This is a genomic window from Flagellimonas lutaonensis, from assembly GCF_000963865.1.
Taxonomy (GTDB): domain Bacteria; phylum Bacteroidota; class Bacteroidia; order Flavobacteriales; family Flavobacteriaceae; genus Flagellimonas_A; species Flagellimonas_A lutaonensis.
Window position 1 is genome coordinate 3,227,203 of sequence record NZ_CP011071.1, and the last position, 14,241, is coordinate 3,241,443.

Consider the following 14,241-nt stretch of genomic DNA (forward strand, 5'->3'; position numbering starts at 1 on the left):
TAAAAGCCCTGTGTTCGTAAACACAGGGCTTTTTTATGGTTGTAAGAACCGATCTAAATCTACTTCGGTGATGGCCCCATGCGAAGTGTGAAATACTACCTTTTCGTTCTTGACCACCAATAATTGGGGCGATTGGTGCACCACTTGAAATTCTTCGGCTACCCTATTTGATATATTCCGATGGGCGTGTAGGTCTAAATAGTACAGATCGGCTTCCTCGGCCGAAAACGGGTAGCTTTTTTGAAACCCATTCAAGACCATACGACTTATTCCGCAAGTGGTCGAATGCTTGAAGATGACCTGTGGGCGTTCTACAGAATTCTTTTTGATATCATCGATCTGCCCACTGGTTTCCAAAGGTATCCAAGGTAATGTTCTGGCGGTTTCACTGTTTCCACTCTTTCCGAACAATGCATCGAATAGTACCATACGACAAATTTAAGGAATTCGTCGCCCAACTTCCAAAACCTTACAACCTGACGAAATGTCCTATATTTTGATTAATTTAGACGACATTTTGACTGTATTTGACCTCTGGTAAGATTGTTGAGCATCAATCTAAAAATCTATAAAAACACTGAGAAATGAATTTTAACAATTACACCATAAAATCACAGGAAGCCGTACAACAAGCACAACAACTAGCCCAGTCGTACGGCCACCAACAGATTGAGAACGAACATTTGTTCAAGGCAATTGGTGAGGTCGATGAAAACGTACTGCCGTTTCTGCTGAAGAAATTGAACGTCAACACCGATCTGTTGTCACAGATACTTGAAAAAGAGCTCCAAAGCTTTGCAAAGGTCTCTGGGGGCGATATCATGCTGTCAAGAGAAGCCGGTAAAACTTTGAACGAGGCCAGTATCGTGGCCAAGAAAATGGGTGATGAGTACGTGTCTATTGAACACCTTATTTTGGCCATTTTCAAGTCGAAAAGCAAGATTTCACAAATCTTAAAAGACCAAGGGGTCACCGAAAAAGACCTCAATGCGGCCATTCAAGAGTTGCGAAAAGGAGGCAAGGTTACCTCACAAAGTGCCGAAGATACCTATAACGCGCTCAACAAATATGCTCGAAACCTGAATGCCGAGGCCGATAGTGGTAAGTTGGATCCGGTCATTGGGCGCGATGAAGAAATCAGAAGGGTTCTTCAAATTCTGTCAAGAAGAACCAAGAACAACCCCATGTTGGTCGGTGAGCCGGGAGTGGGCAAGACCGCCATTGTCGAGGGATTGGCACACCGAATTATACAAGGTGATGTGCCAGAAAACCTAAAGGAAAAGACCATTTACTCTCTGGATATGGGAGCCCTGATTGCAGGGGCCAAGTACAAGGGCGAATTTGAAGAGCGGTTGAAGGCCGTCATCAAAGAGGTTACCTCCTCTGATGGCAACATCGTTTTATTCATTGACGAGATACACACCTTGGTGGGTGCCGGTGGCGGACAGGGAGCAATGGATGCTGCGAACATTTTAAAACCCGCACTGGCCAGAGGAGAGTTGAGGGCCATAGGTGCCACAACCCTTGATGAGTACCAAAAGTACTTTGAAAAAGACAAGGCATTGGAACGACGTTTCCAAAAAGTGGTCGTCGATGAGCCCGATACCGAAAGTGCCATATCCATTTTAAGGGGCATCAAAGATAAGTACGAGGCACACCACAAGGTGCGTATCAAAGATGAGGCGGTAATCGCTGCCGTAGAGTTGTCGCAGCGCTATATCACCAACCGATTTTTGCCCGACAAGGCCATTGATTTGATGGACGAAGCCGCATCAAAGCTGCGAATGGAAATCAATTCAAAGCCCGAAGACCTTGATGTGCTTGACAGAAAGATCATGCAGCTCGAAATAGAAATTGAGGCCATTAAAAGGGAAAACGATGATGCAAAACTGAAAACGTTGAATCTCGAATTGGCCAATCTCAAAGAAGAGCGAAATGAAATCTTTGCCCAGTGGGAAAGAGAAAAATCGGTGGTGGACAATATTCAGAAGACGAAACAGGATATTGAAAACTACAAGTTGGAAGCCGAGCGTGCAGAGCGAAACGGAGACTACGGCAAGGTAGCCGAGCTTCGCTATGGAAAGATCAAGGAAGCACAAGAGCAGCTCGAAAAACTTCAAAAAGAGCTTCAAGAGCAGCAAAAGTCGGGCACCCTTATAAAAGAGGAGGTCACCAATGAAGACATTGCAGAGGTAGTGGCAAAATGGACGGGTATTCCAGTAAACAAAATGCTGCAGAGCGAGCGTGAAAAACTTTTGAAACTCGAAGATGTGCTCCACAAAAGGGTGGTCGGCCAAGAAGAGGCCATAGAAGCCGTTTCAGATGCCATTAGAAGAAGCAGGGCCGGCCTGCAAGATGCCAAGAGGCCCATTGGGTCGTTTATGTTCTTGGGTACCACGGGTGTCGGTAAGACAGAACTTGCCAAGACACTGGCAGAATATCTGTTCGACGACGAGAACGCGCTTACCAGAATCGATATGAGCGAGTACCAAGAGCGCCATTCAGTAAGCAGATTGGTGGGTGCACCTCCCGGTTATGTTGGGTACGATGAGGGGGGACAATTGACAGAGGCTGTTCGCCGAAGGCCTTATTCGGTAATTCTTCTGGATGAGATTGAAAAGGCACACCCCGATACGTTCAACATCTTGTTGCAGGTTCTTGATGAAGGAAGGTTGACGGACAACAAAGGCCGGGTAGCCGATTTTAAGAACTGCATCATCATTATGACGAGCAATATGGGAAGCCACATCATTCAAGAAAAGTTCGAGAACAACAAAGATCTTCACAGTGCCACTGAAGCGGCCAAGGTCGAGGTGTTGGGCTTGTTGCGCAAAACAATACGCCCTGAGTTCTTGAACCGTATCGATGATATCATCATGTTCACACCGCTCAATAAGGATGACATCAAAAAAATTGTGGAATTGCAGCTTGACAAGCTCAAAAAGATGCTTGAAAAACAGCACATCACAATCGATGCCACCGAAGATGCGGTCGAATATCTGGCAACAAAGGGCTTTGATCCCCAATATGGTGCAAGGCCTATCAAGCGCTTGATTCAAAAAGAAGTCTTGAATAAGCTGTCAAAAGAGATGTTGGCAGGCAATGTCAAAAGTGACAGCATTGTGCTTATCGATTCGTTTGACAACGAGCTGGTCTTCAGAAACCAAAACGAGTTGGTAGAGTAAACATATATTCAAATTGTGTAGAAGTCCTTTCCCGTAAACAATCGGGGAAGGACTTTTTGTTTTTAAGGAAATAGCTGCACTTTTTTGCACCAAATCTTTATTTTAGCAGCTATTCAGACCTATACCATGCCAATTGTTATCGCCCTTTTGGGCATTCTACTGCTTTTTTTATTGATTGCCCGGGTAAAACTCAACGCATTTTTGGCATTCATTATCGTTTGTCTCTTTGTCGGAATTTTCCAGGGGATGGATCTAGAGTTACTCGTCAAATCCATTCAAAGGGGCATCGGGAATACGCTGGGTTTTTTGGTGTTGATCTTGGGGTTGGGTGCCATGTTGGGCAAATTGGTTGCTGATAGTGGTGCCGCCCAACGTATCACCACAAAACTGGTTGACAAGTTCGGGGTAAAAAACGTACAATGGGCCATGGTTGTAACGGGTTTTATTGTGGGGATACCCATGTTCTATTCGGTAGGCTTCGTTATTTTGATTCCCTTGGTGTTCACCATTGCAATGTCAACAGGGCTTCCCCTGCTCTATGTGGGCCTTCCCATGTTGACATCTTTGTCGGTCACCCATGGCTATCTGCCCCCCCACCCTGCTCCCACCGCCATTGCGGCTATGTTCAATGCAGATATCGGAAAAACACTGTTGTACGGTATCATCATTGCCATTCCAGCGATTTTGGTGGCGGGGCCATTGTTTGCCCGCACTATAAAAAACATAGAGGCGAAACCCTTGGAAGAATTTTATAATCCCGAGTTGATTCCCGAAGAAAAGCTTCCCTCTACCACCAATAGTATCTTGAGTGCCCTTTCACCCATTATTTTGATCGGTTTGGGCATTGGTGCTGAGCAATTGTTGAACGAAGGCTTGTTGCAAAACATTTTGGTCTTTATAGGAAATCCTGTAATCGCCCTATTGATATCAGTACTGGTTGCGGTGTACACCCTGGGTGTGGCAAGGGGCAAGACCATGAAAACCGTTATGAAGTCGCTCTCTGCATCCGTATCGAGCATCACCATGATATTGCTCATCATCGCAGGGGCCGGTGCCTTGAAAGAGGTGTTGATAGACAGTAAGGTGAGTGATTACATCGCTGCCACCCTTGAGGGATCCAGTGTTTCACCCTTGATTCTGGCATGGCTCATCGCAACTGCCATTCGCGTAAGTGTGGGTTCGGCCACCGTAGCCGGTTTGACTGCAGCTGGTATTGTGTTGCCGCTGGCCTCGGGTACCGGGGTAAGCACTGAATTGATGGTGCTGGCCATCGGGTCTGGCAGTTTGATGCTTTCGCATGTCAACGATACAGGTTTTTGGATGTTCAAAGAATATTTCAATCTCACTGTCAAAGAAACACTGGCCACCTGGACAGTAATGGAAACCCTTGTGGGCATCATGGGTCTGTTGGGTGTTTTGGCCCTAAACGCAATACTTTAAAAATGATAGGGCATTCATTTACAAACATTAAAATCTGTCACTTCGAGCGCAGTCGAGAAGTTTTAAAAAGCATAACTTGTTTGTATTACTGAAAATTGAATAATATGAAAACGCCTCCTTCAGAAAGGATCAAAGAACTGAATTTGAAATTTCCACCGGCACCAAAACCTTTGGGCGTTTATAGACCCATATTGGTGGTTGATAATTTTTTGTACGTTTCGGGGCAAGGCACTGTTGACTTTGATGGTTCGCTGATCAAGGGACGGGCAGGCGACACTATGGACAAAGACCAAGCGAAGCAAGCGGCACGCCAAGTGGGGCTCACCATGCTTTCTACCATTATGACACATTTTGGAAGTTTGGACAAAATTAAAAGGGTGGTCAAGGTACTGGGAATGGTGAACTGCACCCCTGATTTTGAGCAACACCCCTACGTAATCAATGGTTTCAGCGAATTGATGGCAGACGTTTTTGGCAACGAAAACGGCATCGGTGTCAGAAGTGCCGTGGGCATGATGTTGCCCGACAACATTCCGGTCGAAATTGAGGCCATGTTTGAATTATACAAATAGCCATGCCACAAGATTGGTACGTACTGCATAATACCGATCATTTGGTTACACCGTCTTTGGTGGTATACCCCGAGCGTATTTCCAAAAACATAGCAACCATGATCAAGATGGCGGGTGGCCCAAGTTCACTCAGGCCACACGTAAAGACCTATAAAATGGCCGATATAGTGAACATGCAGCTAGACCAGGGGATCGATAAATTCAAATGTGCCACAATAGCCGAGGCCGAGCTATTGGCAATCTGTAAAGTGAAAGACGTGCTTTTGGCCATGCAACCTGTGGGTGCAACTATTGATAGGTATGTGCAACTGACCAAAAAATATGCAGACACCACTTTTTCAACCTTGGTAGACAACATTGGAACCATTGATGGGTTACAGGCTGCTGCCAGCAAGAATGGAATGCAGATACATGTCTGGTTGGATGTCAATAATGGCATGAACCGGACGGGAATACCTCCTGACAGCTCCGCTGTAAAATGCTACACGGCGATTGCTGAATCACCAAACCTAACGGCAAAGGGCCTGCACGTATATGATGGCCATTTTCGAAATCCCGACTTCCAAAAGCGTAAAACAGCATGTGATACAGCTTTTGAACAAGTGGAGCAATTGAAAGACGACATTATCAAACTGGGAATGGAAGTTCCTGATATAGTGGTGGGCGGATCACCCACTTTTCCGGTACACTGTAAGCGCAAAAACGTTCAAAAATCGCCCGGCACTACCCTGCTCTGGGACCAAGGCTATAGCGACATTTTGCCCGAACTTGACTTTGAGTGCGCCGCGGTTTTGATAACCCGTATTGTCAGTAAGCCTGCCCCAAACCATTTTTGCCTGGACCTTGGGCATAAATCGGTCGCCCCAGAAATGCCGTTCCCAAGAGTGAAATTTTTGAACCTAGAAAGTAAGAGCGAACAAATAAAACACAGTGAAGAGCACCTGGTCGTTCGTTCTGAAAATTCCAACCAATATAACGTAGGTGATCTTTTCTATGCCATACCCTATCATATTTGTCCAACGGTTGCACGATACGATGAGGTTTATGTGGCAAGAAACAACCAAGTGGAAGCTGTTTGGAAAGTGGCCGCAAGAAGCAATAAAATCACTATTTAGATAACACAATGTTCATATTCGATGCCCATTTGGACCTTGCCATGAACGCCATGGAGTGGAACCGTGACCTTACCTTGCCAGTTGCCAAAATCAGGGAGCGTGAAAAGGGTATGAACGACAAACCTGACCGAGGCAACAATACAGTTTCGCTGCCCGCCATGCGAGATGGCAACATCGGCTTGTGCGTGGCCACACAGATAGCCCGTTATGTAAGTGATGACAGCACCCTGCCCGGCTGGCATTCACAACAACAGGCTTGGGCACAGACCCAAGGCCAGCTCGCATGGTACAAGAGTATGGAAGAGGCGGGAGAAATGGTGCAGATTACCAATACTGAAGAACTAAATACCCACTTTGCACTGTGGACAAATGGTGGTTCAAATAAGCCCATAGGCTATATTCTGAGCCTAGAAGGAGCCGATTCGATTGTTGACATACACTATTTGGAGAAATCGTACGAATCGGGGTTAAGGGCCATTGGGCCTGCGCATTATGGTCCCGGGGTATATGCACACGGAACCAATGCCGACGGTGGAATTGGCAGAAAAGGACGTGAACTACTCAAAAAAGTAGAAGAACTGAACCTAATTTTGGATGTGACCCACTTGTGCGACACCAGTTTTTGGGAAACCTTGGACACTTATAAGGGCCCTGTATGGGCAAGCCATAACAACTGTAGGGCATTGGTTGACCATAATCGGCAATTTTCTGATTTGCAGATAAAAGAACTCATAAAAAGAAAGTCTGTAATCGGGGTTGCGCTAGATGCATGGATGATGGTACCCAACTGGATACGCGGCAAATCGACGCCCCAAGATATGGGTGTCAGTTTAGAGCAAATGGCAGACAACATTGACCATATCTGTCAACTTGCGGGGAATGCCCTGCATGTTGGCATCGGTACTGATTTGGATGGCGCATTCGGAAAAGAACAGTGCCCAACCGACCTAGATACCATTGCCGACTTACAGAAACTACCTGATTTGCTTAAAAAAAGGGGCTATTCAAAAAATGACATCACCCGTATTATGCAAGGAAATTTCATTCGTTTCTTGCAGCAGGCCTGGAGATGATCTTTTATGAAAGGATAACATTTCATTCATACCATACAGTATATATATTTTCATATATTAGTCTCGAATTACCAATCACCAAAATGTCGACCAAAGCCGAACGAACCACAGCGTACATAATCGAAACCGTAGCTCCCATCTTCAACAAGTTTGGTTACGTGGGCACCAGCATGAGCGATTTGACCGATGCCACTGGCTTGACGAAGGGTGCCATCTATGGTAATTTTGAGAATAAAGAAGCTTTGGCCCTTTCGGCCTTCGAGTATAACCGCAACAAGTTGCTCGAAGCCTTGGATGAAAAATTGGGGGTTGAGGGCACCGCAATGAAGAAAATATTCTCGCTGCTCAACTTTTACAGGCAATACGATGTTTTTACGTTGCCCATGGGCGGTTGTCCGATACTCAACGTAGGGGTCGATGCCCAGCACAACAACGAGTTATTGGCCGCTGCAGCCAAAGAAACCATTAAAGAAGTCGAGGGGAAGATTGCCCTCGTGCTCGAGAACGGGGTAAACAGCCGTGAAATATACCTGCCGGTAACACCACTTCAGTTCGCCAAACAGCTGTACACCATGCTTCAGGGGGCCGTGGCCATGGCGACCATGACCCGTGACCGAAAATACCTGATGAACACCACTGCCTACCTTGAGCAGTTGGTCATGAAAGAAATCAAAAAATAGTTTTTAAGATATTATTGCTTCACCCTGAAAATCCAAGTCTTGTCTGGGTATTTTCCATAATATTTGCTGTCGCGTGCCTTTCGGGCCTCTTCAATGGTATCATAACGTTCTAAATACACATAGTTGTAGCCGTTCAGCTCTCTGAAGAACGATTTGGGCTCGAGGCCCTTGGCCTTTAAATCCTTCATAAAGGCATCAAAATATTTTTTGGTGCCGAACACATTGGCGATGAGGTAGAAGCCGGGTTCGAGACCATCGGCCGTGGTCACCTCTTCGTATTTTTCACCGGGCTTCACCTCTACCTTTTCTTCAACGGCTTTGGCAATACTATCCTTTTTACGCTGCTCGGCCAATAATTGTCGCTCGCGTTGGGCTGCCTTTTCAAGTGAGTCTTTTTCTTTTTTGAGCCGCTCTTCGTTCTGTTTGACCTGGGCTATCGAATCTTGTTGTTTTTTCAACTTTTCGGTCGCCTCCTCTAACATCGCAATGGAATCACGCTGCTTTTTCAATCGTTCAGCTGCAGCAATGGAATCCTGTTTACGTTTCCTTTCTTGTGCCAATGCTGCTTGTCTCTCTTCTTTTTTGCGTTGCTCTTCGGCTTTCCGTTCAACTTCTTCATTTTCTTCTACAGCAGGCTCTTCACTTGGTTCAATGGGAATTTGTTCTGCCGGTGCATCATCGGCTTCTTCCATGGTCTCTCTATTCTTTCCTTTCCCAAAGTGATAAGAGGCAATAAGTTCGATTGTCGATTGCTCACGGGAAAGTTCTTGGTCTGTGGAAAATTCAGCCAACGCACCAATTGAGAATTTTTCGAACAAGGTTGCCCCTACACCTGCCGAAAAGCCGTAAAAACTGTTGTAACCACCCTGTACCCAAAAAATGGAGCTGGAAAGCAACGCATTCAAGCCTATCTGTGTGTCGGCATTCAGTCTGGACCGCACATATAGCAATGGTCTTACATAGCTTTCGCCAGCTGCATCGAACAGGTAGACGGGCAGGTCGTAACCCATGACCCCATTAAAAATCACATCAGATGCTTCCCTATCAGTGTCGCTTAAGTTTAGGTCAAGAACATTTTCCAAGGCCATCCCCACAGAGAACGCACCTGACTGAAGGCGTACCCCGGGGGTCATCTGTAAAACAAAACTGTTCGAAGTTTCGAGCTGGGGCAAATCCAATTCATTGTCTTCCACAAAACGGTCATCGGCAAGTTCTTGTTGAAACCCAAATACGTTGGCACCTACCAAGAGAGTGGTCTCCCCTCCAAGAAAAAAGGAATGGGCATAGTTCAAAAGGGCGCCCCTATTGAGAAAGATTCCCGTGTTGTTCTGCAAAAATCCCACCCCAAATGAAGATTCGGGCGTAATACGCCCAGAATAATTGAAGAACAATGTGGTGGGGTTTCCATCAATGCGCTGCCATTGCCAACGGCTCCAAACCGAAAGTGAGTTCGGGTTATTTCGGTCGTAAGAAAAAGTAGGGTTGAAAAGACTTGAATTGAATTGTTTGAGATTATGCTGTCGCATATCTTCGGGCAACGAAACATCTTGTGCCAACACTATGATATGCAAGCATAGGAACAGGCCCAAAACAAGAACGTTTCGCATATCAATATTAAAATTTAATGCTATTTTTAGCGTTGGTAGAGAATAGTAACCTGAACAACGTCAACATGATAAAACTAATGAATTTCTGCAAGGTTTTTATCTTTTCTTCTTTAATAGTATTATTTTTTTCATGTAAAGGAACGGAGGAAAAAAATGATTATGAGGGCGAACCGGTCATTACCACTTTTTATCTGATACGACATGCCGAAAAGGACCGTACAGACCCTGATAATCCTGATCCGGAACTGAACCAAGACGGACTTACCCGGGCGTTGAAATGGGCAGAGATCTTTGATCCGATTCCGCTCGATGCCATTTATTCGACCAACTACGAGCGTACTTCTATGACCGCTGCCCCTACCTCGGTAAAAAAGGACATCGATATCAAATATTATGACCCAAGCAGTTTAGACATTGAAGATTTCAAACTACAGAACGAGGGCCTCAATGTATTGATCGTGGGCCATAGCAATACCACGCCGATGCTGGTCAACAAACTATTGGGGGTCGAAAAATACAATCAGATGGACGATTCAGACAACAGTAGTCTCTTTATAGTAAGAATCATCGATGGCAAGGCCACCGATATTTTGCTGAACATGCATTAAGGATTCTTTTCAACGTGAACGTTCTTGAGTTCTATTTTTGAGAGCAACTCTAGATTGCCCGCCCCAAAAAGGCTGTCAATGGCAAAGAAATCAATTGCTTTTTCCTTTGGCTTATAATTGTTGTAGTCCACAAACCGAATGCCGTTAACATAGCGTTCATTGTAGGCTTCGCGAAACCGGATACCCCCACCGTTCACGTGAAACTCGTATGCCAAATAATCGGGCTTAAAGGTTTCTTTGTCAAACCAATACAGGTAGGTATCCTCAAAATCATCGCCGCCACCCTCTTGATCAAAGGTCACTTTGACCTTATAGTATTTCTTGTTTTTTATAACCGCCTCTCCCAACAGTTCTTTGTTCACTGCCCTGTCGTTCAGGCCTAGGGGCAATCGTGTAAAATAGTGTACAGAATTGACTGAATTGGCGTACCGGTTGGCCATTGAGTCGGGCAATGTTACAAGGCTATCGTTCACAAATCGCTGAAAATCGTTGTTGGTAAGAACATCGGTGATCTTCAACGAATCGGTTCTAGAAATCCGCTTTAAGATTTTTTTTCCGTTGATAACGTTGGCTTCATATGTTTTGCCGCGAAAATCAAATGATACGGTGTGGGTATTGTGTAGCTTTCCCCCAGACACCTCGATGGCCTTGTCCACAACCTGTTGGGCCGTAATGGACTTTTTTGATTCATTCAAACACGATCCAAAGCATACCAGTAGCAACACAACTAAATATATCATTGCCTTAATTTTAATAGGAAGTTCGCAAAACGGCCCCTGACATTACAAATCTGCTTATTTTTGTGTCCCATGCAGAATACCATCAACATAAAGAACAAAAGAGCCCGTTTCGACTATGAGATTCTAGATAAATACACTGCGGGCATCGTATTGTCGGGCACCGAGATCAAATCGATTCGTTTGGGCAAGGCCTCCCTATCACAAAGTTTTTGCGAATTTAATGATAAGGGTGAATTGTTCGTCATCAATATGCAAATCGACGAGTATTCGCATGGCACCCATTACAACCACCGGCCAAAGGCCGAACGCAAGCTGTTGCTGAACAAAGGGGAGCTTAGAAAATTACGTAAAGAGGTGACCACTTCGGGGCTTACCATTATTCCGCTCAATCTGTTCATCAATGACCGGGGACTTGCCAAATTGAACATTGGCCTGGCGCGGGGCAAAAAGCTGTACGATAAGCGCGAGACCATTAAAGAAAGGGAGAGCAAGCGAAATTTATCGCGTATCAAGAAGAGTTATAACAATTGAACAATTCTTTTTTTTCCTGTATTTTGAATGGAAGTTTTCAATTCGGGTATCCCGACCTTTCATATCGCGATGTATCGAGAACAGTTCAGTTCTTATCTCCCAACATGGGCACAAAGCGAAAAGCGCCCATCTCCTTTTTCTCGAACTTCTTTTCAGACTTTCGTTCAAAAAGTACCATGGTCTGCTCTTCGATACCAACCGGAATGACCAACCTGCCACCAACTTTCAGCTGTGAGAGCAATGCCTTGGGCACCTCTGGGGCCCCTGCGGTGACAATGATGCCATCGAAGGGCGCTTCTTGGGGCAGGCCCTTGTAGCCGTCGCCGAATACCATCTTTTTGGGCCGATAGCCCATTTTCTCAAAAAAAAGCCTTGTCTTCTTGAACAATTCTTGTTGGCGCTCAATGGTATAGACCTTTGCTTTCAAATGAAGAAGAACGGCCGCCTGATAACCGCTTCCGGTACCTATTTCCAAAATCTTATCGCCCGGCTTCACCTGCAACAGCTCAGTTTGAAAAGCAACTGTATAGGGTTGTGAAATGGTCTGCTCTGCCCCTATCGGAAACGCTTTGTCTTGATAGGCATGGTCTTCAAAACCACTGTCCAAAAAAAGGTGGCGCGGAACCGTTCTGATCGCTTCAAGCACCCTACTATCTTTGATTCCCTTGCTGGCCACCACCTCAGCCAACTTGTTGCGCATGCCCTTATGTTTGTGTGTATCTTTCACTGTTTTGGTTTGGTCATGGCGAATTTAAAAAGTTCTGCCCGAACTTTAGACATCCGCCGTTTCGATTTAAGCATCCATATATGTATTTTTGGCAAAAACAGATACTATGCTAAAGGCAGGCGTGCTCGGCGCAGGGCATTTGGGTAAAATTCATCTACGATTACTGCAAGAGTCAGCGTATTATGATTTGGTCGGCTTTTACGACCCCGATGAGATAAATGCGAAAAAAGTGGCCGATGAGTTTGGTTATCGGTATTTCGACAACATCAACAAGTTGATAGATGCCGTTGATATGGTCGATATTGTGACTCCCACCCTATCGCACTACGATTGTGCCGAAAAAGCTATTGAAAAAGGCAAACATGTCTTTATCGAGAAACCGGTGACCAACACCCTTGAAGAGGCCGAAAAACTCATTGAAATGAAAGATCGATACGGTGTCAAGGCGCAGGTGGGACATGTTGAACGGTTCAACCCGGCCTTTTTGGCGGTAAAAGATGCCATTGACAACCCCATGTTCATTGAAACACATCGTCTGGCAGAATTTAACCCCCGTGGCACCGATGTACCGGTCGTACTCGATTTGATGATACATGATATCGATGCCATTTTAAGTGTCGTAAACTCCGAAGTAAAGCAGATCAATGCAAGTGGGGTGTCGGTCATCAGTGATTCGCCCGACATTGCCAATGCCCGAATTGCCTTTGAAAATGGCTGTGTGGCCAACCTGACATCGAGCCGTATCTCGCTTAAGAACATGCGCAAATCCCGCTTTTTTCAAAGGGATGCCTATATTTCGGTGGATTTCTTGGAAAAAAAGGTCGAGGTGGTAAAAATGAAGGACGCCCCAGAAAATCCGGGGGATTTCGATATGATTCTGCAAAATGCCGAAGGTGAGAAAAAACAAATCTATTTCGAAAACCCCGATATTCGGCCCAACAATGCCATTTTGCAAGAGCTTGAGACCTTTGCCGAGGCCATCAACAACGATACAGAACCAGTGGTGACCTTAGAACAGGGCGCCAATGCGCTCAAGGTTGCCCTACAAATAATAAAATCATTTAACCAAGTCTGATGAAAAAGATCGCAGTTATCGGTGCCGGCACCATGGGCAACGGCATCGCCCATGTTTTTGCCCAAAACGGGTTTATGGTAAACCTGATAGACATTTCTGATGAATCGCTGCAAAATGGGCTGGCCACCATAACGAAAAATTTGGACAGAATGATGGCCAAAGAGACCATTACAGAAGATGTCAAGGTACAAACCCTCAACAATATTTCCACCTTCACCGTTTTGAAAGAAGGTGTTGAAAATGTCGATTTGGTGGTGGAAGCCGCCACCGAAAACATCGATATAAAACTGAACATTTTCAATGATCTTGATGCCATGTGTGCACCTGGCACCATTTTGGCCACCAACACCTCTTCCATATCAATAACCCAAATTGCCGCCGTCACCAATAGGCCCGACAAAGTTATTGGCATGCACTTCATGAACCCGGTACCCATTATGAGACTGGTCGAGATCATCAGGGGGTACAGTACCTCAGACGAGGTCACTGAAACCATCATGGACCTATCGGTCAAATTGGGCAAGACCCCTACCGAGGTGAACGACTATCCCGGTTTTGTGGCCAACCGTATTTTGATGCCCATGATCAATGAGGCCATTGAAACCCTATACAATGGTGTGGCCGGTGTCAAAGAAATCGATACCGTAATGAAACTGGGCATGGCACACCCAATGGGGCCATTGCAATTGGCAGATTTTATCGGCCTAGACGTATGCCTTTCCATTCTCAATGTGATGTATGATGGATTTAAAAATCCGAAATACGCCCCCTGTCCACTATTGGTGAACATGGTAACAGCGGGTAAATTGGGGATCAAGTCTGGCGAAGGTTTTTACAATTACTCAGCATCTAGAAAGGCCGAAAAAGTCTCGACACAGTTCAGTTGAT

At 45.4% G+C, this 14,241-nt stretch carries 14 protein-coding genes; 10 read left to right on the forward strand and 4 right to left on the reverse strand.

Annotated elements, in window-relative coordinates; all coding sequences use genetic code 11:
• Positions 1–33: 33 nt before the first annotated feature.
• A complete protein-coding gene (ytxJ, locus tag VC82_RS14895; protein WP_045803067.1) occupies positions 34–429 on the reverse strand; it encodes a bacillithiol system redox-active protein YtxJ in 396 nt (131 codons plus the stop codon).
• 155 nt (positions 430–584) lie between these two features.
• On the opposite strand from ytxJ, the gene clpB reads away from it, so the two are divergent.
• From clpB to VC82_RS14925, 6 genes are all read left to right on the forward strand, one after another.
• Positions 585–3,185: an ATP-dependent chaperone ClpB gene (clpB, locus tag VC82_RS14900; RefSeq protein ID WP_045803068.1), complete on the forward strand. Its 2,601-nt coding sequence runs from the start codon at positions 585–587 to the stop codon at positions 3,183–3,185.
• A gap of 126 nt (positions 3,186–3,311) precedes the next feature.
• A complete protein-coding gene (locus VC82_RS14905; protein WP_045803069.1) occupies positions 3,312–4,625 on the forward strand; it encodes a gluconate:H+ symporter in 1,314 nt (437 codons plus the stop codon).
• Positions 4,626–4,729: 104 nt separating this feature from the next.
• The gene (locus tag VC82_RS14910) at positions 4,730–5,197 is read left to right on the forward strand and encodes a RidA family protein (RefSeq protein ID WP_045803070.1); all 468 of its coding nucleotides are present in this window, start codon (positions 4,730–4,732) and stop codon (positions 5,195–5,197) included.
• A gap of 2 nt (positions 5,198–5,199) precedes the next feature.
• Complete coding sequence (locus tag VC82_RS14915) at positions 5,200–6,312, forward strand: D-TA family PLP-dependent enzyme (protein ID WP_045803071.1); 1,113 nt, start codon at positions 5,200–5,202, stop codon at positions 6,310–6,312.
• A gap of 8 nt (positions 6,313–6,320) precedes the next feature.
• Complete coding sequence (locus tag VC82_RS14920) at positions 6,321–7,385, forward strand: dipeptidase (RefSeq protein ID WP_045803072.1); 1,065 nt, start codon at positions 6,321–6,323, stop codon at positions 7,383–7,385.
• An 83-nt stretch (positions 7,386–7,468) separates the two neighbouring features.
• Positions 7,469–8,065 carry a TetR/AcrR family transcriptional regulator gene (locus VC82_RS14925; RefSeq protein ID WP_045803073.1) on the forward strand — a complete coding sequence of 199 codons (597 nt, stop codon included), beginning with the start codon at positions 7,469–7,471 and terminating at the stop codon, positions 8,063–8,065.
• Positions 8,066–8,076: 11 nt separating this feature from the next.
• Here VC82_RS14925 and VC82_RS14930 read toward each other — a convergent pair whose 3' ends face one another.
• Positions 8,077–9,672 (reverse strand): PorP/SprF family type IX secretion system membrane protein, encoded by a 1,596-nt coding sequence (locus tag VC82_RS14930; protein ID WP_045803074.1) that lies wholly within the window; start codon positions 9,670–9,672, stop codon positions 8,077–8,079.
• Positions 9,673–9,689: 17 nt separating this feature from the next.
• Between VC82_RS14930 and VC82_RS14935 the strand changes: the two genes are divergently transcribed.
• Entirely contained in the window at positions 9,690–10,280 is a 591-nt protein-coding gene (locus VC82_RS14935; protein ID WP_245615925.1) for a SixA phosphatase family protein, read from the forward strand.
• Here the strand turns inward: VC82_RS14935 and VC82_RS14940 are convergent.
• Entirely contained in the window at positions 10,277–11,020 is a 744-nt protein-coding gene (locus tag VC82_RS14940; protein ID WP_045803075.1) for a DUF6503 family protein, read from the reverse strand. The two genes, VC82_RS14935 and VC82_RS14940, sit on opposite strands and share 4 nt — an antisense overlap.
• A gap of 69 nt (positions 11,021–11,089) precedes the next feature.
• Here VC82_RS14940 and smpB point away from each other — a divergent pair, with 69 nt between their 5' ends.
• Positions 11,090–11,551: an SsrA-binding protein SmpB gene (smpB, locus tag VC82_RS14945; RefSeq protein ID WP_045803076.1), complete on the forward strand. Its 462-nt coding sequence runs from the start codon at positions 11,090–11,092 to the stop codon at positions 11,549–11,551.
• Between the two features lie 85 nt (positions 11,552–11,636).
• Here the strand turns inward: smpB and VC82_RS14950 are convergent, their stop codons facing one another.
• Complete coding sequence (locus VC82_RS14950; RefSeq protein WP_045803077.1) at positions 11,637–12,278, reverse strand: protein-L-isoaspartate(D-aspartate) O-methyltransferase; 642 nt, start codon at positions 12,276–12,278, stop codon at positions 11,637–11,639.
• Positions 12,279–12,384: 106 nt separating this feature from the next.
• On the opposite strand from VC82_RS14950, the gene VC82_RS14955 reads away from it, so the two are divergent.
• Together VC82_RS14955 and VC82_RS14960 are read left to right on the forward strand one after the other, a co-directional pair.
• Positions 12,385–13,353: a Gfo/Idh/MocA family protein gene (locus VC82_RS14955; protein ID WP_045803078.1), complete on the forward strand. Its 969-nt coding sequence runs from the start codon at positions 12,385–12,387 to the stop codon at positions 13,351–13,353.
• A complete protein-coding gene (locus tag VC82_RS14960) occupies positions 13,353–14,240 on the forward strand; it encodes a 3-hydroxyacyl-CoA dehydrogenase family protein (RefSeq protein ID WP_045803079.1) in 888 nt (295 codons plus the stop codon). The genes VC82_RS14955 and VC82_RS14960 overlap by 1 nt, the downstream gene beginning before the upstream one ends.
• Position 14,241: the final 1 nt, after the last annotated feature.